20 protein-coding genes are annotated in these 22,584 nt (G+C 44.5%); 6 read left to right on the plus strand and 14 right to left on the minus strand.

Annotation, left to right across the window (positions count from 1 at the left end):
• Positions 1 to 240 precede the first annotated feature (240 nt).
• Entirely contained in the window at positions 241 to 381 is a 141-nt protein-coding gene (locus tag RH949_RS05765; protein ID WP_006100528.1) for a hypothetical protein, read from the minus strand.
• A gap of 335 nt (positions 382 to 716) precedes the next feature.
• The gene (locus RH949_RS05770; protein ID WP_006100669.1) at positions 717 to 1,082 is read right to left on the minus strand and encodes a phage holin family protein; all 366 of its coding nucleotides are present in this window, start codon (positions 1,080 to 1,082) and stop codon (positions 717 to 719) included.
• Between the two features lie 351 nt (positions 1,083 to 1,433).
• Here RH949_RS05770 and RH949_RS05775 point away from each other — a divergent pair, with 351 nt between their 5' ends.
• Together RH949_RS05775 and RH949_RS05780 are read left to right on the plus strand one after the other, a co-directional pair.
• Positions 1,434 to 1,607 (plus strand): YqaE/Pmp3 family membrane protein, encoded by a 174-nt coding sequence (locus RH949_RS05775; protein ID WP_006100679.1) that lies wholly within the window; start codon positions 1,434 to 1,436, stop codon positions 1,605 to 1,607.
• Between the two features lie 245 nt (positions 1,608 to 1,852).
• The gene (locus RH949_RS05780) at positions 1,853 to 2,035 is read left to right on the plus strand and encodes a CsbD family protein (protein ID WP_044206656.1); all 183 of its coding nucleotides are present in this window, start codon (positions 1,853 to 1,855) and stop codon (positions 2,033 to 2,035) included.
• A gap of 64 nt (positions 2,036 to 2,099) precedes the next feature.
• Here RH949_RS05780 and RH949_RS05785 read toward each other — a convergent pair whose 3' ends face one another.
• The 4 genes from RH949_RS05785 to RH949_RS05800 form a co-directional block, all read right to left on the minus strand.
• Positions 2,100 to 3,551, minus strand: a complete 1,452-nt coding sequence (locus RH949_RS05785; RefSeq protein WP_446352206.1) for a TrkH family potassium uptake protein — start codon at positions 3,549 to 3,551, stop codon at positions 2,100 to 2,102.
• A gap of 96 nt (positions 3,552 to 3,647) precedes the next feature.
• A complete protein-coding gene (locus RH949_RS05790) occupies positions 3,648 to 4,058 on the minus strand; it encodes a potassium channel family protein (RefSeq protein WP_006100610.1) in 411 nt (136 codons plus the stop codon).
• 85 nt (positions 4,059 to 4,143) lie between these two features.
• Positions 4,144 to 4,959, minus strand: coding sequence for a DUF1206 domain-containing protein (locus RH949_RS05795; RefSeq protein WP_446352191.1), 816 nt, complete (start codon positions 4,957 to 4,959; stop codon positions 4,144 to 4,146).
• Between the two features lie 388 nt (positions 4,960 to 5,347).
• Complete coding sequence (locus RH949_RS05800) at positions 5,348 to 7,111, minus strand: alpha-amylase family glycosyl hydrolase (protein ID WP_446352192.1); 1,764 nt, start codon at positions 7,109 to 7,111, stop codon at positions 5,348 to 5,350.
• Positions 7,112 to 7,383: 272 nt separating this feature from the next.
• Between RH949_RS05800 and RH949_RS05805 the strand changes: the two genes are divergently transcribed.
• Positions 7,384 to 8,712, plus strand: coding sequence for a glucosyl-3-phosphoglycerate synthase (locus RH949_RS05805; RefSeq protein WP_446352193.1), 1,329 nt, complete (start codon positions 7,384 to 7,386; stop codon positions 8,710 to 8,712).
• A 22-nt stretch (positions 8,713 to 8,734) separates the two neighbouring features.
• Here RH949_RS05805 and queF read toward each other — a convergent pair whose 3' ends face one another.
• From queF to RH949_RS05840, 7 genes are all read right to left on the minus strand, one after another.
• Positions 8,735 to 9,193 (minus strand): preQ(1) synthase, encoded by a 459-nt coding sequence (gene queF / locus RH949_RS05810; protein ID WP_446352194.1) that lies wholly within the window; start codon positions 9,191 to 9,193, stop codon positions 8,735 to 8,737.
• A 60-nt stretch (positions 9,194 to 9,253) separates the two neighbouring features.
• Entirely contained in the window at positions 9,254 to 9,664 is a 411-nt protein-coding gene (locus RH949_RS05815; protein WP_446352195.1) for a hypothetical protein, read from the minus strand.
• Between the two features lie 270 nt (positions 9,665 to 9,934).
• Entirely contained in the window at positions 9,935 to 10,312 is a 378-nt protein-coding gene (locus RH949_RS05820) for a phasin family protein (protein ID WP_006100606.1), read from the minus strand.
• A 117-nt stretch (positions 10,313 to 10,429) separates the two neighbouring features.
• The gene (locus tag RH949_RS05825) at positions 10,430 to 10,969 is read right to left on the minus strand and encodes a Uma2 family endonuclease (RefSeq protein WP_446352196.1); all 540 of its coding nucleotides are present in this window, start codon (positions 10,967 to 10,969) and stop codon (positions 10,430 to 10,432) included.
• A gap of 182 nt (positions 10,970 to 11,151) precedes the next feature.
• A complete protein-coding gene (locus tag RH949_RS05830; protein WP_446352197.1) occupies positions 11,152 to 12,423 on the minus strand; it encodes a serpin family protein in 1,272 nt (423 codons plus the stop codon).
• Positions 12,424 to 12,706: 283 nt separating this feature from the next.
• The gene (locus tag RH949_RS05835) at positions 12,707 to 13,027 is read right to left on the minus strand and encodes a DUF433 domain-containing protein (protein ID WP_446352198.1); all 321 of its coding nucleotides are present in this window, start codon (positions 13,025 to 13,027) and stop codon (positions 12,707 to 12,709) included.
• Between the two features lie 165 nt (positions 13,028 to 13,192).
• Positions 13,193 to 14,761 (minus strand): S8 family serine peptidase, encoded by a 1,569-nt coding sequence (locus tag RH949_RS05840; protein WP_446352207.1) that lies wholly within the window; start codon positions 14,759 to 14,761, stop codon positions 13,193 to 13,195.
• 307 nt (positions 14,762 to 15,068) lie between these two features.
• Here RH949_RS05840 and rpe point away from each other — a divergent pair, with 307 nt between their 5' ends.
• The 3 genes from rpe (at position 15,069) to larA (ending at position 18,092) form a co-directional block, all read left to right on the plus strand.
• Positions 15,069 to 15,776 carry a ribulose-phosphate 3-epimerase gene (gene rpe, locus RH949_RS05845; protein ID WP_006100561.1) on the plus strand — a complete coding sequence of 236 codons (708 nt, stop codon included), beginning with the start codon at positions 15,069 to 15,071 and terminating at the stop codon, positions 15,774 to 15,776.
• A 365-nt stretch (positions 15,777 to 16,141) separates the two neighbouring features.
• Positions 16,142 to 16,741 (plus strand): Uma2 family endonuclease, encoded by a 600-nt coding sequence (locus tag RH949_RS05850; RefSeq protein ID WP_446352199.1) that lies wholly within the window; start codon positions 16,142 to 16,144, stop codon positions 16,739 to 16,741.
• 64 nt (positions 16,742 to 16,805) lie between these two features.
• Entirely contained in the window at positions 16,806 to 18,092 is a 1,287-nt protein-coding gene (gene larA, locus RH949_RS05855) for a nickel-dependent lactate racemase (RefSeq protein WP_446352200.1), read from the plus strand.
• A gap of 208 nt (positions 18,093 to 18,300) precedes the next feature.
• Here larA and RH949_RS05860 read toward each other — a convergent pair whose 3' ends face one another.
• Positions 18,301 to 22,569 (minus strand): right-handed parallel beta-helix repeat-containing protein, encoded by a 4,269-nt coding sequence (locus RH949_RS05860; protein WP_446352201.1) that lies wholly within the window; start codon positions 22,567 to 22,569, stop codon positions 18,301 to 18,303.
• Positions 22,570 to 22,584: the final 15 nt, after the last annotated feature.

Below are 22,584 nucleotides of genomic sequence, written 5' to 3' on the forward strand. Positions count from 1 at the left end.
GGAAAAACAAAACCCGCCCTAGCTCACCGATAACGGAAAAACAAAACCCGCCCTAGCTCACCGATAACGGAAAAACAAAACCCGCCCTAGCTCACCGATAACGGAAAAACAAAACCCGCCCTAGCTCACCGATAACCGAATGAGAACAAGATCCCCAACTTCTTCAAGAAGTCGGGGATCTGAGCATCTAGCATTTCACAACTCAAACAGGATGGCTATATTAAACCTGTACTTGGTAATTTATTTCCGTTCCTTGGGGCGATCGCCTTCAAAGGGTTGAACACCTGTATCTGGATATTCATCATCGTTAGCGCCAAAAATTCGCTTGACGCCTCCCCAGAGGTAATCAAACATCTCCTGTACTCGTTCTAAAACTGTCATAGCTTTCCTCCACAGGTTATCGTCAAAACCGATTTAAAAGACGTTATTGATCAATAAGGGTTAATACCCATCCCCAATTTAGGATAAAAGAAGACATTGTGTCTAGTTCGCTTAACCGAATCCTAGTTTTCAGTAAGTTGACTTGAGTCAGACTACCTGTATTTATACTCAAAGCAAGTGATAATTTGAGAGTCAGTGCTTTGTAGCAAGGGGGGATGAGTTATTCTGATCAAAACTGCATCTTAGGATATATGGCGCTAACCATCATCCTCTAAAAGTGGTACTCTGGCGACTCTTCAATTAAAGTCCAGGTGTCCACCAATACAGCGTTGTCCTTATTCCATCTCAAGTTCAGGTTCTCGTTGAGCAAAGTAGTTACTCAAGAAGGTATTAACCAGAGATAGGACAATTGGACCGAAAATGAATGCGAATAAGCCATGAACGGTGAATCCAGGTACAGCTACAGCAGCTAACCAAAAACACAATCCATTGACCACCACAGAAAATAATCCGAGTGTCACAATATTGAAGGGGAGAGATAGCACAGACAGAATTGGCTTAATAAATGAATTCACCACTCCAATGGAGGCTGCACCTAATAAAGCAGCCGGAAATGTCGCTAGGTCAACCCCTGGAACAACTAAATCAACAACCAATAAGCTCAAGGCTATGGCTAACAAGGTCAAAAAGAATGCCTTCATAATTTTTTCCTCACCTGTAATGTTCAAATATCTGAAAAAACGATACTCCTATTACTATCTATCTTTATGGGTCTGACCGTCATCTCTACAGAGATAGATTTTGCCCCCTGTCAGATTGGTTTTCTGGATAAATTGAGGTGGGTTGGGTCAAAAGACGAGACCCAACACAAGCTGGCTTGAGTCTGTTGGGTTTCACTTCCTTCAACCCAACCTACCTAAGTGATACAAAGGAGTTGATTCACCTTGCCCACGCGACAATGACGACAAAATCATTCTCCAGATGGAGGTTAATCGCCTAGTTTAGCCGTTAAGCTTTATAGAGTAACCGACGAACTGAATTTATTAATCCTTATGAAGTTACTCCGAATAGTTTTGGGAATTCTTCTCCCACCTGTGGGCGTTTTTCTGACCACAGGAATTAGCTCAGCCTTTTTGATTAACATTTTGTTAACTTTACTGGGTTTGCTTCCGGGTTCCATTCATGCGGTTTGGGTCATTGTCAAACATGAAGAAAGATACGCTTAACGTATCGCGGAAGTCCCCACCCTCAACAGACGGATTTTCGTAGCCGGAAGGGGAACGAGAATGAACGGCTGTAGGGTGGGGATGACTAGCGGGAAACCGGAGGAACGGAGGTTTCCAATAGATTATCCACAATAACGCCATCTATAATAATACCTATTTCTAAAGAAGTACTTCTGGAGCTAGACGTATATAGTCTACTTGATTCGATATAATACTGGATGTAGAAGTTACCTAAATAAATCAATATGAGTACTGAAGATCGAATGAAAGCAACAGCCAAAAATATTGAAGGCAAAGCCCAAGAAGCCATGGGAGAGATTACGGGTAATCCAGAAGATAAAGCTGAAGGCAAAGCTAAACAAACCGAAGCTAAAGTACGACATTCCGTGGAGAATGTAAAAGAGGAAGTCAAGAAAAAAATTGACTAATTCTGTTTCTGTGTAAATTTATATCCTGTCGGGGTAAGTTGTGAATTGCCCCGACGATGGCTTGTTACATCCGACGGATTTTCCTGCCAATCATCTTGCCTACGCCACCTAGGGGCCAAGATAGCAAAAGCAGTACGGGAATAATCTCCAAGCGTCCCATCCACATCAAGACAATCAACGTCAACTTACCTAGCCAAGGCAAATTAGGATGGGTGATTCCACTAGATAAGCCGACACTTCCGAGGGCTGATGCGGCTTCAAAGATAATGTCACTTAAACTATACTGAGGTGTAACGATATGGACTAAAACTACAACACCAATCGCAATTGAACCCAACCAAAGTATTGCCAGAACAGCCGCCGACTCAATCCGACGATTCGCTTCATTTTCCTTAATGACTTTGCCATCTAATACATAACGCATCATCTGATGGGGTTTTAGGGTAATGCGTTGAAAGCGCCAGAGAATCCCTTTAAACAACGATACAACCCGAGTCAGTTTCAACCCACCGACTGTAGAACCGGAAGCTCCACCGCAAATCATGGCGAACGTTAATAACAATTTGGTTGTGGGACTCCACAATCGCAAGTTTGTCGTACTAAAACCACAGGTTCCCAAGGCTGAAGCCCACTGGAATATACTATCAATCCACTGAATTTGACCTCTAAACCAATAGTCTTCGAGTACCAGGAGCACGACACCCAAAGCTAGCAGTATCCACAGCGCCCGATGTTGAGTATCTTGCCACAATGCTGATGGTTTTCGCTGGCGAATCAGTTGATAGTGAATGGGGAAACTAATCGCCCCCGCTATCATGATCGGGATAACAGCTAACTGGATTTGAGGACTATAGGAACCAATACTATTGTCGGTGATGGCAAATCCCCCTGTTGAAATCCCCGTCATGCCATGATTCAGCGCATCCCACCACGGCATTCCGACCAAGCGCAACCAGACGACACTCACTACGGTGAATAGCAAATAAATCCACCAAATTTTACGTACTGTCTCTTGAACCGTTAAACCAATTCGCTTCTGGCGTCCTTCAGCATAGTAAAGTTGATAAGCATCAGTACTGGGTTCTAAGATTGAAACCATCAGCACAATCACACCCACGCCGCCAATCCATTCCATAAAGGAACGCCACCACTGTATACTACGCGGTAAATCACTCGAGCGCAGTGCCATGCTTAGTCCTGTACTGGTAAACCCGGAAAAGGCTTCAAATAAGGCATTCCAGGGTTCCTGAAAATTCAGCATAGTCATGGAAGGGAGAGTAACATCAGCTAAATGAGACGCAATTAATACCAATGGGATAGCACCAAAAAAGGGAATTAATCCCCAGCTGAGGGCAACAGCCACCAACGCATGAGGTAGGCGTGAGGCTTTTGCATGACGAAACAGACGATAAAGCCCTTGTCCCGCCGCTAATGACGCTAATGCTGTCCAGAAGAAGGGCAGTATTGCATAATATTCACCCAAAAAAATGGCGATAGGTAGAGACACTAATGCCATTACTCCTGGGACATGAAGAAATAGACCCACGTCACGCAGGATGGTTTTAATACGTTGATTCACGATAACAAATAGGCTTGAGTTTTGAGTTACTTTTTATTCATTGTCAGAATCTTCCATCATCCCATAGAGAGACTTAGCAATAATCATTTCTGGATTGGTGAGAACCTGTACTCCTAAACGTTCAAAAAGAGACTGATGACTTGAATGATTTACCATGCTAATCAGCGTTTTGATTTCGTACTCTTTGCCCAGAAACATCGCCATGAGATTAGCGGAGTCATCACTCGTGGCGGCGATCAGGGCATCAGCCCGATCTGCACTGGCTTCGTCCAAGAGACTCCCCTTGGCAATATCCCCTTGAAATACATTAATATCGTGGTTTTTGAGAACAGTTCTGGCTCGTTCCACATCTTCTTCAATCAGGGCAACCTCATGACCATCTTTGATTGCTAAGTCAATTAAGCTAGCCCCCTCCGGTCCTGCGCCTAAGACAATCAAGTACATGATAATCGTTCTATGAAAAAAACAACAATAACAGACAACGATTTTCTAACCTAAAAAGGTTTTGGACTTTGAAATACTATTGAATTTACGCTCGAATCCGCCGATATTGTGCCTGGGCAAACATGTGAATGCCGTAGGCAATTAAACCAATCGCCACAATTCCCAATAACCAAGGTCCATAAGGTTGTCGAGACAGTGTGTCTAACGCCCCATTGAGTCCTCTGACTTCACTAGAATCATACTGACGACCTGCCTGAATTGCAAAGAAACCAATCATCACAAAGACTACACCCCGCGCCGCTAAACCCAATCTTCCCACACGAGTTGCCCATGTTTCCTCAGTATTACTCATCTCATGCAACTTCATCTTTTTGCGGAATTTAGCTTTGTAAGCTTTATAGAATTGGTAAAAGCCGTAACCAATAATAATTGCCCCAATTATACCCACTAACCACTGACCAAAGGGTTGGGCAAGCAGGCGGGCTGTCCACGTTTGCTTTGTACTTCCACCGCCAGCACTCTGAGTTGCACTCACAATGATTTGAATCGCACTGAAGGCTAAACTGGCATAAATTAAACCACTAATCCCATAACCAATACGTCTGACAATATCGTCAGCATCATTACTTTTGCCTCTCTGATCAGGGTCTTGAATCGCTTGGACAAAACGCCAAACTACATATCCAATCAAACCCAAGGCGACTACCGCTAACATGAACTGACCAAAGGGCTGGGCTGCAATTGTGCCTAAAGCGCCTTTGCTATCTGTAGTTTTCCCACCGTTGCCTAATGCAGCTTGTACCGCTAATAAGCCGATAGTTGCATACACAATCCCTTTGGCGGTATATCCAACTCTAGCCAATTTGTCGATCCATGTACTTTCACTATGTACTTGAGACATAACAATACTTTGCCCTCAACTCTTCTCTATTGGGAATGTACAAAGATTATCGATTTACAGACAAAATCATATCTATCGCCGGGATGAAATTTAAACCTCAGCTCTATATGCCAAAATGATGAGAGTGTGTGGTAAGTATTCCAAACTATCGCTCTTCTGTCACTTTCGGAAGGGCGAAGCCTGAAACCATTACTAGGATAGAGTTTGACGATTTGCCCCTATTTCATGAGTTTCTATCAGTTTCTCAATGCCCAAATGCTTGACAGAAAAGGCTTTCAGCAATCCGGTTTGATAGTTCTTTTCCCAGAGTGACAATAGAGGGATAGATCCCCGACTTCTTTAAGAAGTCGGGAATCTGGAGTACCTCACTTATGCCTTCGATTATCAATTAACTATCTTTGCCAAACTTGTTGGTAATCCATGCTGATTGGTAAGGTTGTAGCTTAAACGTATCATGAATATCGGAAATATTTTGTCCACTAATCAAGTCAGACCACTTATCCGTGGCAATTAAATTCAATTCCAATAATGGTAACGTTTGTGGTTTATCGCTCAAATTATGGATCGAGAAAATACTCTGATCTCGCTTCATACTCTGTCGCCAAAACACCAACAGTGCCTGATTTGAGGGGTGTAGTGTATATTGCGTCGCATTGGGATGAAATGCCTGCTGAAGGCGACGAATTTGAATCAATCTAGATAATTCCCGAAACACGATCGCGTGGGGCGAGTTTACCTGTTCTAACTCCCGCTCTAGTTCCTCGATATCCCAACGGTGGCGGTTGATGGAGCGTTTTCTTCCCGTCTGCTGCATCAGGGCGCGATCGCTACCCGTTCCTAGCAGACTGTGAATGTAAAAGGCAGGAATTCCTTCTAAGGACATCATAATCGTTTGTGAGCAAATAAAACGCTGAATTTGCCATTTATCTTCCCCCTTTACGGTTCCTTTCATTGCATCAAATAAAGCAATATTAATTTCATAAGGGCTTTCTGTCCCATCGGGTTGGCGGCGATAGCTAATTTCTCCGCCAAATTGAGTCACACACTCCAGTAACGTCTCATATTCATCATCCGACAACAATCCCTCTGCCGGACGCAAACCGATGCCATCATGAGATGCGGTAAAATTCAAATAGGCACAGCCCATCGGTGCAGGTGGCATACTCATCATCCAGGTTTTTAGATGTTCAGATTTTCCCTGAAGTAAAGCATTAAGCAACAGCGGCGGCAAACTAAAATTGTAAATAATATGCGCTTCATTTCCGTTGCCAAAATAACTCAAGTTTTCTCGGTTCGGCACATTGGTTTCCGTAATAATTACCACCCCTGGATCAACGAGTTGTAACAGTTCTCGCATGAGCCGGATCAAGGCGTGAGTTTCGGGTAAATGGATACAGGATGACCCGATGCATTTCCACAAATATCCCACGGCATCCAGTCGGATATAGTTAGCGCCAATATTGACAACATAAAATAACAGAATTTTGACATACTCTACCAACAGATCAGGATTAGCAAAATTGACATCAATTTGGTCGTCGCTAAACGTCGCCCAGACGTGTTTCTCGCCGTTTACGGTATCCACTTTGACCAATAAAGGGCTACTCCGGGGACGCACCACTTGCGATAAATCAGTCGTTGGGTCAACGTCAATAAAATAATTACATCCTGGTTTAAGTCCCTGTTTAAACTGTTCAAACCAGGCATTTTTACTGGAAACATGATTGAGGACTAAATCCAGCATCAAATCAAAGGGTTGGGCAATGGATTTGATATCTTCCCAGGAACCCAATTCTGGATTAACTTGCAGATAATCAATGATGGCAAATCCATCATCGGAACTGTAGGGACAAACGGGTAAAATATGAACGCCAGTTATTGTATCCTGAAGATAGTGTTCGAGAAACTGTTTCAGTGTCACCAAGGGTTTTTGATCACCCTGACGATAGATGCTGTCGCCATAGGTAATCAGTAGTATCTGCTGTTCATTCCACTTATCGGGATTTTCCTCTCCTGAATCGGAACAGTGGGGGTGCAGCAACTGCAATAAGTGAGCCGCTAGTTGCTCAATATCTGCCTCTGGATAGATGACTTCTAGTAGCGGCTTGATGCGTGACTCAAACGAGTTGACCAGTTGGTTTGACGGTGACATAACGTTCAAACAGATCATTGGGAAATAGTTTGTCGGGAGGATATCAGACTGAGTAAAGTTCAATTTTTCCCGACACCCGACACCCGACACCCTACACCCTACACCCAGTAGTACCTTCAAGTTCCTTGTCACCCCCTCAGGTTTATGGCACTAAAGTGCCTACTACGAACCTACGAACCCTGTTCCCTGTTTCCAGTTTGTATAGATTATCACAGCATAATTTTCAAATTAATTGAATAATCAAACGGTTGTGCAGAGGTGTCATCAGTCTGATGGACTATAAGCAAGAATTGATCACAACGATTCATGACTTTGGCTGTAATCTGGATGCGCTTGTAACCCGATTGACCCGCTTCAGTGAAGAATCTCCTACGGCGGTTTTAATTCCAGCGCTCTACGAGGAACTCAAACGACCCGCGTTAACTACAATTCGCGATCATCTCGCTACTTGCGAGTTTGTCAAGACGGTTATCGTTTGTGTGAATGCGCCAACGGTAACTGATTATGCCAAAACCTTACAATTTTTTCAAACCCTACCGCAAAAAACCCTAATTATTTGGGAAAATGGTCCACGAGTTACTCAGCTTTTAGCCGATGTGCGGGAGAGGGGGGTGGATTTACTGAAGTTTAAGGGAAAGGGGTTAGCGGTTTGGTTAGGGTTAGGCGTTGCGTCTCTGAGTGCTGATGCGATCGCACTCCATGATGCTGATATTATTACCTATGACTGCTCCTATCCACTAAAACTGCTGTATCCCTTGCTAGATAAGGAATTCGGCATTGACTTTAATAAAGCCTACTATACCCGTTTAGGCAATTATCCCCAGAGTTTTCATGGGCGAGTGGTGCGTTTGTTTATTGCGCCGTTACTTAATGTGTTAAGGGAGGTGTTCGGCGAAAAGAACTACTTACGCTACCTGAGTGCTTATCGTTACCCTTTAGCTGGTGAATTTGCCTTGACTAGCGATTTAGCCCTACACACGCGCATTCCGGCAAATTGGGGTTTAGAAATTGGCTTACTTGCCGAAGTCTATCGCAGTATGCCATCCAAACGCATTGCTCAAGTCGATTTAGGTATTTTTGACCACAAACATCAACCCTTAGGTGAAGATGTGAATTCGGGGTTGCAAAAAATGTGTCGCGATATTTTCCGTTCCATCCTGCGAACCTTAACCGAAACTGAACAGGTGGTGATTACGATGGAGCATATCCATGCGCTGCGCGTCAAATTCCGCCGGGAAGCTCAAAGCTTCACTCGTAAGTATTTTATCGATGCTCGCTTCAATGATTTATTGTATGATCGCCACCAAGAAGAAATAGCGATCGAATGTTTTGAACAGGTTATTTCGCACGCAGGTGAACAGTATTTTAATGATCCAGTAGGCGCTCAGATTCCAGATTGGACAAGAGCATTAGCGGTTATGCCTGATCTGCGCGAACGACTCATCTATTGTGTTCAACAGGATGTTGCTCAAGTTACCGCCCAAGTTTTAGCGTCAACCCTGACACCGAAGATGGTAAATCCCTTGCATCTGGAGTCGTCAGGATTGCCAGCAGAAACCATGGGATTGAAAAACGACGCCGGAATTCCTATATCTCGATAATATAGATCTGTAGATAGTTTCATTACTTTTTCTGCTTCTTCTGCTTCTTCTGCTTCTTCTGCTTCTCCTCTTTCTGGTGTTGGACTTCGATGACGGTGTGTACATTCCCCCGTGGGGCAAAATTGCCTTTGATAGTGACTTCTAAAGGATCACAGGCTTCTACAAAGTCATCAAAAATCTGATTAACGGATTCTTCGTGAGAAATGTAGCGATCGCGGAAACTATTGATATACAGTTTAATCGCTTTGAGTTCTACCACCCGCTCATTGGGAATGTAGCGGATATGGATGGTGGCAAAGTCAGGATAGCCAGAAAATGGGCATTTACAGGTAAACTCTGGCAACGTGATATCGATGTGGTAACGACGCCCAATTCGAGGGTTAGGGAACGTGATTAGCTGTCCTTCAGCAATGGCACGTTCACCATATTTCATCGTCGGTACATCTGAGACAGCAGAGTTCTGAGTTGGTAGATGAGTCATAAGCCGCGAAGAGGATGATTTGTTATTGGGTCACAGGTAGGGAACCTATCGCCGAAATCGCTAAAATGGGTTAAAGTCATCATCGATGGAAGGATTTGATTCCCAGTCTGGGCAATTATCACCATCCCAACCATAGGGATGCATTCCACAGACTAATAAATTTCCGCCATAGACTTGACCGTGGTAATGACGACAACCCATACAAGCTGGATGTCGTTCCGGCGTCGGATCTCCGGGATAGGTAAAGCCCATGTCCGAATCCGTCGTCATATCTATCTCGTCATACTCTAAATAAATCTCAATAATGGGTTCAAAGATATCCTCTAAGCACTTATCTATTTCGGCACCAATGGTATTTTGCCACTCTTCAGCAAAGTCTTCGATGATGTCCGCGACTTCCACGACAACCTCATCGACGACATCTACCAATGATTCCAGGGATTCCAAAAAACTTTTAGACCACTCATCCATAAGGGAACGGATAGTAAAAACTTCTCCTCGTTTGGCAAATCCTCGCTTAGCTAGAGATCAGGTCATGGCTAAGGGGGTGTTTGTTTAGGATAGTACAACCATAGCTAATTGTGAGGGATTGAGTCGAATCCTTTGTACTGACTACAACAGCCAAGCACGTTAGATTAAGCTGTCGTGTATTAAATTTGCACGTTTTCACTTAATTTAAATGGAGGGACTGATTCTCTCCCTGTTTCCAGACGTGCCATGGCACGTCTCTACATGGCTCTATTATTCACGCTTGAGCCGACGCAGTTCCTCTTGCATCGCCTGAACCTGTTGGCGCATAGCGTCAATATTCTGCTCTTCGCCAGCGGTTTGCTCCTCGTCGTCGGAAATAATTTCAATCCGGCGGGGTTCAGTTCCCGTTTTCTCAGGTTGCGGAGGTTGAGCCGATTGCTGCTGCTGTTGAGCTTGTTGCACCATATCATCAACCATCTTGCGAGCTTCTTCAGTGGTCATTTCACCACGAGCCACCAGTTCATCCGCCAGCTTTTGAGCTTGAGTTCGCAGTTCCCCGATTGTTCCCCCAGCTTTCTCACTAGCATACGAGGCTAAACCAACGCCCAGATAAAACGCTTTTTGAAACAGATTTCCCAAGTCCGCCATAATAACTGATGCTCCTTTAAGTACGCAAGAACTCTTTTCTAGGATACGAGTGACGCTGGCAAACTGCCTACTTCTATAGTGTATAGAGAAACATGGGGGGATGGGAAAGGATGCAGCTTACGCCAACAACTCATCCACAGACACCGTAAAACCCTGTAAAGCTTTCTGTGTCTTCACCTGTTGACCCGATGTAAACATCAACCCCTGATTTTCCGTCATCACCATCACCCAGCGACTCTCCGGAAACACCAGCCAAACTTCTTCACCCCCCGACTCTAAATACTCCTGGGCTTTGAGCAACACCGTCTCGGCTATATCCGTTGGCGAAACAATCTCAGCACATAAGGGAAAACTCTGAGGCAATGTAGCTGCATTGCCAAACTGCGCCACCAGTTCCGGGGTCAAATATGCCACATCAGGAGAACGTCCCTGCTTATTGGTGCGACAAGGCACGTCAGTATAAACCTCTCCACCTTGACCACTGGAGTTTTTGTAATCGTCCCAGTAGCGACCTAGCCTCAATTGAATTTTGCCATGTCTGAGTGTCATACCGTTTTTTTCCACCAGTTGACCATTTACCCACTCCATTTTCTCAGGAGGATTGACCATGAAGTCGTCCAGTGAGAACTTGTCTGGGATAAGAGTTGCTGTTCCCATTGTTATTTCCTCGTCCTGATTACGCTTTCGAGTATTTCCCTATTCTAATTTATCCAAAAATAACAACTTTAACCTGGATGGTACGAGCCTTGAGCCGAGAACTAAAGTTCTGGCTTAAAGCTTAAACCCGTTAAAACGGGTTCAAAGATTTATTCAGCAAGCTACATTGATATTTCTGGTTTCTATTTTGGTTCTCGAATGGAACCCATGAATAAAATTGTTCCTGTTTGATTATCGCGAATCGCACAGAAAAAGGGACGATCAACCACCATCTCGAAGGGGGTTTGGGGAATAGCAGCAGAGGTGAGAACCATGCCAACAGAAGTAGCTGCGGCTGCTTCTGTGCCTTCTTCATTCACTTCGACAAAGGTTTTATGTTTGACTTGATTAATTAGAACATCTGCCTCTGTCATATTAGAAAAATCAGCCCGACGATCAAAAGCAACGTCCATCCCCAAGGCTTTTAGGGCTTCGTTGAGTTGAATTTCGTACTCCAATTTAAACCGAGGTAGTACAATCGAGCCATCCCGTTTACGGAACTGATTCATCCATTGTTGCCAGTTTTCTGGAGTGAGTTGCTGCTCAAAGGTATCTAGACTCACAGTTTCACGGGGAAGAAAGACATAGAAACTTAGGCGTCCTTTACCGTAAGGTAAGCTGATGGCTTGTACGCTATCATCTTCATAATATTGATACTCTCCCGATTGAGACATCATCGGGTGTTGTTTCTGAGTCCCATCGGCTAAATAAAAGGGACGATTTACCGTTTTATCTTTGTCAAATTTCTCCATCCAGTTGCCTTTAAAATAGATGGCATTGATCAAAAATAGAATATCATCGGGTTTGATTTCGCTAATAATTTGCGGTATTTTGCCATTAGTATTTTCCTTGACCCAGTTATTGATGATACGTTTAGCTTCAGGGTTAGCAAAGTCTAGGTCAGTTACTTGAGCCTCGTAGAATTCCTGATTGCGTTGCCGGAAGTCGGGTTTAAATGAAATGTCTTGTCTTCCCCAAAGCGAGTTAGCGATGGAAAGCTGAATATCAGAGTCGGCATTTTCTAAGGTAGTTTTTAAGGCTTCATTTGCCTGGTTAACCTCTGACAGACTCATCCCTTGAAGTTCTAGCGCGTTTGCCATAGCCGCTTGGGTTTCACCACTTGCTCCATTGTAGGTCATGGCTAGCGCGATCGCGATGCTGGTTGGCGAGATAAAAACGTTCTTATTGCTATCTTGCTGAAGAATCTCAGAAAATAATTTAAATCCAAATTTGGTATTGGCTTCAACGATTTGGGTATTCACAGACGGATTAGGTTGCTGTGCGATTAACTCTGGCTTTTGAGGGTTTGGGGCATTTTGGGCATTGATTTTTTGGCTGATTAATCCGGCTAGGAATCCGGCAAAAATGATACCTGCGGTGATAATACCTGTGCGACGGAGTGTCTGTTGATTCATTAGTATACCTCGATAACCCCTGTTCTGTTTAAGGATGACTGATTTGGGTTAGAGGTGTTCCACAGGTTGCGGTTTTGGTAACGAATCAGCAAGAGGAGGCGATTGAAATCGCTGCTACACAAACAAAGTCCGCCTGCGCGGACTGGGTTATAACGGGGGTAGCTAACCCGGATTTAGTATTAACAATGGGAATCCGCTCAATTTGCTTGGACTGCTCTATATTCTCGCCTCTAATGTTACAAATTGATCACATTACTGATATTTTCATCCAAGTGGAACCGAATCATGTCCGCCCGCCATTTCGATTCCTCAATTTCTGCTGAACTAAAGAAGATGTTTTTGCCTGTAATTGTTGGGCAAAAGCTTTATCCTCTCGAATTTGCTGTCTAATTTCTTCTCGATGATCGTGATAATATGCCAAGGCAGCGTACACATCAGCTAAGGTGATGGTTGGATAGTGTGAGATGATCTCATCCGGTGAAAGTCCCATTTGTTCATGCCAGATCACCACATCCTGCACTTTAATCCGATGTCCCGCAATGCGGGGTTTACCGCCACATACACCGGGAGTAATGTCTATATGTTCTGATATTACGGATTCCATTTGTATGTCCGGTAACAAACAAGGAGCATAGTCTTAAATCGTAGCAAAAACAGAGTCGAGCAGGAGAATTTAAAACTCGGTCGGGGCGGGTTTATTCACATCTAGGTGAGGGAATCAATGATAGTTGTGAAACCAGCCCCTACACAGGCGCTATGCGTCAAAACTCTATCGTTCGGGTACTGTCCACCAGGCTAAGCCGTAGGGTTGGGATGCTTCATTCTCCTGTTGGCGATATTGAACCCGGATTTTATAGCGACCTGAAACCGGAACGGGACAGAATATATGTTCCACACTATCCACTTCACTTACAGAAGCACAGGCACTTTTACGGGTATCATTTTCATCAAGAGGTATCAAATAAAGGTCGAGATTATTCAATCCGCGATCGCGAAAACTTTCGCCAACATCATACACCTCATTTCCATTCTCATCATTTAACTCAACGAAACGATCCCACGCCAGTGTCAGCGCCACATAACTATCTGCCTTTAAAGGTTTTTCTAAGACATAATCCTGAAACGATTTAGTCTTAACTGAACTATAATCCCAACCCACAGGCGGTACAGCTTCCGTTGCTCCCCACTGACCGGGACTAAATTGTTGATAGGCGCGGAAAACATTGAGATGTCCTGTCCCCATTTGCATATCTATGGGAATTTTGGCATCAAGATAAGCATCCGATTCTACCCAAGTGTAATTATCTTTGCTCAATAGGGTGCGGCTCATCCCCAGATGCAACCCATCCCCCTCGTCTTGGATTTTGTCAGCGGAGTTTAGTAACACCGCTTTCATCACTTCATGGCGTCTAGCATCGGTAGTCCATTGGGGTTGATTGGCGTTGAGTTGGCGATCGCCAAATTCTTGAATTAGGGCGACTGAGGCGGTAATATGAGGCGCGGCGAAACTTGTCCCACTCACTTCGACAATTTTTCCATCCAGGTCGTAGACTAAAATACGACTTCCTGGTGCGACTAAATTAATCGCACGGCGAGTTCCCTGATTAATTTCCCGTTGAATTAAACGCCGACCAATTCCCTCTGGCAGATCACTCAAGTTGGCAAAGTCTACCTTGGCAAATTGTCCTTGCCTTTGGGTGGTATAGGCAGTGGTAATCCCGTTATAGTGATCGGTGGGAATGGGAATGCCACCTTTGCCTTGGTTGCCTGCAATGACGTAGAGAACATCATGAGTCCGAGCTGACCAATCAATACATTTTGTTAACAGGGCATTGCCATCGAGCGCCGCTTGTGATCCTCTGGCATCCCGTTGCAGGGATTCACCAAAACTGAAGTTAATTGCCCGAACATCACCACTATTTTGCAAGGCAACGTGTTGGGACGACAGGCATTCTTCCGGCTGTCCACTGCGGATTGGGGAACCGACAGCCGAAGCGTAGAGTCTGGCTCCTGGTGCGACTCCGGGTAAGGTTTTATCTTTACTCACCATGACACCCGCCACCATTGCTGCATGGGTATCCACATCCGTATCGGCTTTCGCGGGTCGATCCCGATAAAAAACCCGCTCAAGTGCGATCGCGGGATTCCAAGATACAGCTTTATCGACGCCAAATAAGCCCGGTCTCCCGATTTCCACCTGACCAATGGCGATTTTATCACCTCTCAAGTGGTAGGGGGAAGCATGGAGTCGCAATGCATCAATTCCAGCTTCTCCAATCGAGATCGGTGACGCTAAGATTGGGGTGGTCAGGGTAGAGAGTCCTACACCTCCAATCATCCATCCCAGTTTTTTGATCAGCGACCGCATAGCCAAGGCAGGTTCTCCTAACTTTAAATATAGTTTTGTCGGGGTGGGTTTAGCCACTTCGTATTGCTACTAATGATAACGTTTGTACCCGACCCATCCTTGCCGAGTTTAGAGTTGCAGCGTGGGAGTGGTTCTTATCCGGATTGATACCATTGATGAGGGTGGCTGGGAGACCAGATTTGTCTATGCAGTCAATTATGTCACCGTTTGTTAGGGGATTGCTAAAGACTTTGTTAAGATAAAATCTAACAGAGGACTTAGGAGACTATCACCAGTTATGACCCAAACGCAATCCCAAAAACCCATCGTCGTTGCCCCCTCCATTTTATCCGCAGATTTTAGCCGACTGGGGGAACAAGTACAGGCAGTGGATGCTGCTGGTGCTGACTGGATTCACGTTGATGTGATGGATGGGCGGTTTGTCCCCAATATTACAATCGGTCCTCTAATTGTCAAAGCGTTGCGCCCGGTTACCGAAAAGCCTCTTGATGTCCACTTGATGATTGTGGAACCGGAAAAGTATGTCGAGGATTTTGCCGAAGCTGGGGCGGATATTATTTCGGTTCATGCGGAACATAACGCTTCCCCCCATTTGCACCGCACCCTGACTCAGATTCAAGAATTGGGTAAGCAAGCGGGTGTGGTTCTCAATCCCTCCACCCCGTTAGAGTTGATTGACTATGTGTTAGATGTCTGCGACTTGGTGTTGATTATGAGTGTCAACCCCGGTTTTGGCGGTCAAAGCTTCATTCCTGGCGTACTTCCCAAAATTCGCAAGTTGCGTCAGATCTGCGATGAACGCGGACTCGATCCCTGGATTGAAGTGGATGGTGGACTCAAAGCCGACAACACCTGGCAAGTTTTGGAAGCAGGCGCAAACGCGATCGTTTCTGGTTCTGGTGTGTTTAAGCAGGATGATTACGCGAAAGCGATTACCGGAATTCGCAATAGCAAGCGTCCCGAACCGGAATTAGCCACAGTTTAATCAGAACAGATTAGGTGGAATGGTCTCATTCATTCCCCTGTTTTATGTCAACTTAAGCTGAAAGCCAGAAAAACTCATATCTTGCACCAGTCTCACCAACCGCCTTGGGTTTAACCCAAGGAACCCAAGCGAAAGTCAAAATCGAGTTGACTGGATAAGAATTGTAGTCGTCTTTAGACGACTTGTGCTTTTAGCCAAGAACTTGAGTTCTTGGCGGGTGTCAAGGCTTACTGACTCTCGGTGCAAGATATCAGAAAAACCGATTTGTCGGGGCGGGTTTTACCGATAAAATTTGGCAACAACCGATAACGTAACTAACCCGCCCTGGTTGGGTTCATTTCTTAAACGCTTTTTCCCGATCAGCCATGGAAGCCATAACCTTGCACGTTCCCACCACGGTAACTCTAACCGATGAGCAATTCTATCAGTTGTGCATAGCAAATGAAGAACATCGGATGGAACTAACGGCTGAAGGAGACTTGATTATTATGCCACCAACGGGTGGAGAAAGTGGGATTAGAAATTCGGATTTAAATGCTGATTTGGTCATCTGGAACCGCCAGACTCGACTCGGTTATGTGTTTGATTCCTCGACTATTTTTAAATTACCCAATGGTGCTAAACTATCGCCTGATGTTTCTTGGGTGATTCGAGAACGATGGGAAGCCTTATCTGCGGACGATAGACGGCGATTTCCACCCCTGTGTCCAGACTTTGTGATTGAGTTGCGTTCTGAAACGGATAGTCTACCTCCTCTACAACGCAAAATGGAGGAGTACCTTGCTAATGGTTTACGCCTAGGTTGGTTACTTGATCCCCAAACGCCTTTAGCAGAAATTTACCGTCCTGATCGAGAGGTGGAAACGTTGAATTTCTCCACTCAACAAATTTCTCCCTGTTTATCTGGGGAATCGGTACTTCCCGAATTTATTCTTGATTTGACTTCTATTTTCCATTTTGAGTAAATCGATTTGAGTAATCATACCAACTCCTAATGACGAATGACAAATGACAAATGACAAATGACAAATGTACCAAGTCCCTTATGGAAAAACCGATATAGACTTTGAGTTACCGCCAGAGATGCGGGGGACATTAGCGGTGTCTGAATCCGTCCCACCTCTGAGGGATGTTAAGAGTGCGATCGCGAAAACTCTCTCAACCCCGATCAATTCCCCACCCTTGGACAAATTAGCACATCCAGGCGATCGCGTTTGTATTGTGTTTACGGATATTACTCGCGATAGTCCTGATCAGGTATTGATTCCACCGATATTACAACAATTGAAAAAAGCGGGGGTACGGGACCAAGATATTACCCTATTGTGTGGGATTGGAATGCATCGCCCTAGCACCATGGCGGAAAAGGTGACAAAGTTAGGACAAGCGGTGGTTGATCGGTATCGAGTGATTGACCATGAACCGCAAAACCCGGATCAGTTAGTAGATTTAGGCGTAATTAATGGTATCCCTTTATCGGTTAATAAAATAGCATACCATGCTGATATCCTCATCGCGACTGGAATTGTCGAACCTCATCAATATGCTGGCTATTCGGGTGGGTGTAAAACTGTTGCGGTGGGGGCGGCGGGAGAATCCTTAATTGCCTATAGTCATGGTCCTAAGTTTATTGATAATCCCAACTGTCGCCTGGGTAAACTGGAGGGAAATCCGTTTCAGCAGGCGGTGACAGAGGCGGCGATGCGGGCGGGATTGGGATTTATTATTAATGTGGTTCTGGATGACCAAAAACAGATTGTTTCGGTATTAGCGGGGGAACCCAGAGAAACCCATAAACAATTGGTAGAAAAAGCGAAAACCTTTAATCAAGTCTCAATTGATCAGCAGTACGATGTGGTAATTGGTGGGGTGGGATTTCCAAAAGATGCTAACCTCTATCAAGCCAGTCGTGCAGCGAGTTATCTGTTTTTTGCCCCGACTCCGGTTGTGCATCCAGGCGGTTATTTGATTATCCCCGCCCAATGTCCAGAAGGCGTAGGTGAAGGAGTAGGAGAACAGCGTTTTCTAGCAGCGATGCGAGATATTCCTTCTGTACAACAGATTTTACAGGAAGGGCGTAAACATGGGTATCCACCGGGTCAACAACGTGCGTTTGTTATGGCAAAGGTTTTAGAACAGAATTCGGTGATTATTGTTGGAAGTGATTATCCAGAGGTTGTGGAGGCGTGTAAAATGATTCCAGCCGCGACGATGGATGAGGCGTTAGCGAGGGTAGCTGCTGATTTGGGCAAGGAGTTGGATGTGTTAGTTGTTCCTCATGCGTTGCTGACGTTACCTGTAATTAGTCATCAGTGATTTATCTCAATAAGCTGTCATGCATTTAAATTGGGTATTAGTAGCGAGCAAGATGCAAAGCCTGCGGCATGGCTTCGCTTAACGCACTACAAGGATTGCGCCACTATTGATATTAAGGTTTAAATGCCGAACAGCTTAGACTATGAAATAAATTGTAGGTTGGGTTGACGCTAGGAAACCCAACTAAGTATAGGCTTAAAGCATTGACTTAAAAACAAGGAGAATTATTCGGTGTTATTCCATTTAAATTAGGGGATGTAGCATTAATATTTTCGCTTAAATATATGCAAATTTCACTATTGTTATTGCTTTTAACTACGATATCAGTAGAAACATTCATGAGTATATTGGATAAAATATTTGCCCAAACTTCTGTGTCGTCAGATAATTCAAAATTAATGCCTTGTTCAAAATTATTTTCCATTGTATTATTTTCAATAATTGCTGCTTGAATTATCGCCGTAGAATTCGGAATCGGAATCGGACTCAATGAAAAATCTAATGATGCAAGACGAATGTCAATTCCTTCATCACCATTATTCCTAATTGTATTCTCCGAAATAGTAAGATTTTCGATGATTGTGTTACCTTCCAAACCAATGCCAATGCCGTCACCCCGAGTTGGATTGCTACCGCCATTATTTTCTATTGTATTTCCCTCAATTGTCAAATTGACGATGGGATCGCCGAAAGGAACACCTAAGCCGATTAGGATGGCATCTTCGTAATTATCAAATAATGAATTATCTGAAAGCGTTATATTCACAGAACCTGTATCATTGTTGATCACAATACCTTGTCCACTTGGAGGGATTGGAGATCCAGGCTTAAAACCCATTGTACCAGAAATTGTATTCAGGCTAACTTCAACACTTCCGGTGACATTGTTGAGTAGAATTCCCTGACCCGTAGGGAAATCAAGAGGATTAGTAGGATCAGGATCAGGAGCTTCAACACCAATTATATTGATGATAGTGTTCTGAGATATCGTTACTTCTCCATCCGTATCTGCTAGGTAAATTCCTTCATTAGTTGCCCCTTCAATACGGTTATTTGCTAGGGTAACATTACCAAGGTTGATTCCAGAAATGCCGCTATCATCAGTATTCCGAATTGCAAATCCAGAAATAGCGATCGCGCCTGTAGAATTAAAGAGTTCAATTCCTTGATTTGCCTGAGTAATTTGGCTTCCCTCATTGGCGGCTATATTCACTGTTCCTGTAACATTGCCAACGGATATGCCATTAATGTTATCAAGTGGATTAGTAATCGTGATCGTGCTATTGCTAATATCAACTATACCACTAATCCCGTTAAGAGAGATACCGTTCGTTGATGAATTAATACTGGTAAGGGTGCTATCTGAAATTGTGGCATTATTAATAGTAGTCCCGACTAAAGCAGCACCATTAGTACTATTTACCTCTAATCCGGTTAAATTGATTGTTCCCAAACTTTCAGCGAGTAAGATTCCCGCGTTAGCTGTTGTTGTTGTAATTTGACTTCCTTGATTGGCTGCAATTGTCGCGATTCCTTGGATATTCGTGGCGAGGATAGCGTTACTGGTGGGATTTTCTATCGTGATTGTACTGTCACTGATGTCGAAATTGCCGTTAACTGTGTCTAGATAAATTCCTTCAGTTGCGGAATTGGTACTGGAGAGAGTGCTGTTCGCGATCGCGCCATTATTAATATTCCTTACTTCCACCACTTTCCCTTCTGTACTCTCCACAGTTACGCCGGATAAATTAATCTCACCTGTACTGTCAGTCAGGGAAATTCCGGCTTGATTCCCTTCAGTAGTAATTTGACTTCCTTGATTGGCTGAAATTGTCGCACTTCCCTGGATAGCCGTGGCTAGGATACCGTTACTTGCTGGATTTTCAATTGTAATTGTGCTATCGCTAATCTCGAAATTACCGTTAACTGTGTCTAGATAAATTCCTTCAGTTGCGGAATTGGTACTGGTGAGAGTGCTGTTCGCGATCGCGCCATTATTAATATTACTCACTTCGACAACCGCACCCTCTGTACTTGACACGGTTACACCGGATAAATTAATCTCACCTGTACTTTCAGTTAGGGAAATTCCGGCTTGATTTCCCTGTGTGGTAATCTGACTTCCTGGATTGGCTGAAATTGTCGCGGTTCCCTCGATGGCTGTGGCGAGGATACCGTTACTCGTGGGATTTTCAATCGTGATTGTACTGTCACTGATGTCGAAATTGCCGTTAACTGTGTCTAGATAAATCCCTTCTGTAGCCGAATTTGTACTGGAGAGAGTGCTGTTCGCGATCGCGCTATTATTAATATTCCTTACTTCCACAACCGCACCGCCTGTACTCTCCACGGTTATACCCGATAAATTTATCTCTCCTGTACTTTCAGTGAGGGAAATTCCGGCTTGATTTCCCTGTGTGGTAATTTGACTTCCTGGATTGGCTGAAATTGTCGCGGTTCCTTGGATATTCGTGGCGAGGATACCGTTACTGGTTGGATTTCCAATCATAATTGTGCTATCGCTAATCTCGAAATTACCGTCAACTGTGTCTAGATAAATTCCTTCGGTTGCGGAATTGGTACTGGTGAGAGTGCTGTTCGCGATCGCGCCATTATTAATATTACTCACCTCGACAACCGCACCCTCTGTACTCTCCACAGTTACACCGGATAAATTAATCTCACCGATACTTTCAGTTAGGGAAATTCCGGCTTGATTTCCCTCTGTCGTAATCAGACTTCCTGGATTGGCTGAAATTGTCGCGGTTCCCTCGATAGCTGTGGCTAGGATACCATTACTGGTGGGATTTGTAATCGTAATTGTGCTATCACTGATGTCGAAATTCCCGCTAACTGCGTCTATAGAAATCCCTTCTGTAGCCGAATTGGTACTGGTGAGAGTACTGTTCGCGATCGCAACATCATTAACCGATGTAACACTTAAGCTAGGAACGCCATTTCCCGTGATCGCACTATTGGTAAATGAAATCAAACCGCCCGTATTTTCCAGTAATACCCCAGCTTGACTGGAACTGGTAATCATACTGTCTCGAACTTCCCCATTTTGAATACCCCTGGCAACAATTCCTGGATTGGTTACTCCAGTTATTGTAAATCCGGATAACACCGTATTATTTCCCAACGTTACTGTATCCATAACCTGAGGAAAAACGCCAGCACCGGATAACGGAAGTTGTACGCGCTCAAATTCCACTGTATCCAATTGCTGAATTGGTGCTGTGGACAAAACCTGCACCTGATCAGGAATCGTGAAAGCCGGAATACCAGGATTCGTTCCCGCTTGTACATAAACAATATCATTCCCATCCGATCGCGTCGCGGCTAGGGCTGAATCGACTGTTCCAAACGGTGTTTCAACGGTACCATTTCCGCCACTTGCGCCTAAATTAACGTGCTGAAAGATATACGGTTCACTGGTTTGAGGATTCGTTGCGGCGGTAGTAATATCTTCGCTGAAGAAATCTGATTCTGTTTGACTATCAACCGTGATACTAGAAATCCGTTCCACGCCATCCCCTAAACGGGATAAAATACTAGCATTCCCTGAAGAACGAGTTTTGCCAAAAATCGCCCCCACACTAACAATTACATTAGTGCCAAATATCTGATCCTCTTGCAGCGCTACACCAAAATTTAAACTATCCGTAGGTTGCACTTCCAATCGCATCCGCCAACCCAAACTGGAATCACTCCCTGTAGCGTCATAATAATAAAGTCCACCATACCCTCGTAATCCTCCCCCTTCACCCCATTGCGCCAATCTTGCACCAACTTCCAGATCAAACCCCGTCATGGCGGCTTCAAAGTGGCGCACTTGTCCCCGTTGTCGTTGTCCCTGAACCACTAAAAAATGGTCAGAAAAGAAACGATCTGTCAGTTGAAATCCGGTATCAAATGCTGTTTCATCCACTAAATCGCGAGTATCACCCAGAGGAAAATAACCATTGAGGCGCACATCCCAAACCTCTCCCAAGGTTTCTAATCCCACACCGAGTTGATGGAATGTACTATTTCCCGTATCCCGACGATCAAAACCTAAGTAACCGCCAAAAATTCGATTCAGGGACTGATTATAAAAGCGGTGTCCAAATAAGAGATTACCACCGACATTCGCACTATTATCTAACTGCAATCGTCCCTCTAAAAACGTCAGCGTACTACCGGGATTTTGTAGGAGTGGGAGAAAACTGTCCAAGCGGGTAAAACCATCGTATCCCGCACCGGACGTACTGTAACCAATTCCCCAGCGAGGTTTAATTTGTAGCGTTGTTAAATCTGGAGTGGTAGACGGGGGAGAATCTGGCGTTTGCGCTTGAAGCAGACTTCCCCAAGGAGGGGTGATATTCAGGACATCGGCTTTGGGAAGTGATGGAATCTCCGTTTGGGCTATAGCCGCCGGAATCAAGAGAGGGGTGAAACAGAAGCTAGTCCAGAGTAATCTAACCAAGCTGTTCATACACGCGATCGCCAA

Origin of the sequence: Coleofasciculus sp. A1-SPW-01 (genome assembly GCF_040217205.1) — a bacterium.
Classification (GTDB): Bacteria; Cyanobacteriota; Cyanobacteriia; order Cyanobacteriales; family Coleofasciculaceae; genus Coleofasciculus; species Coleofasciculus chthonoplastes_A.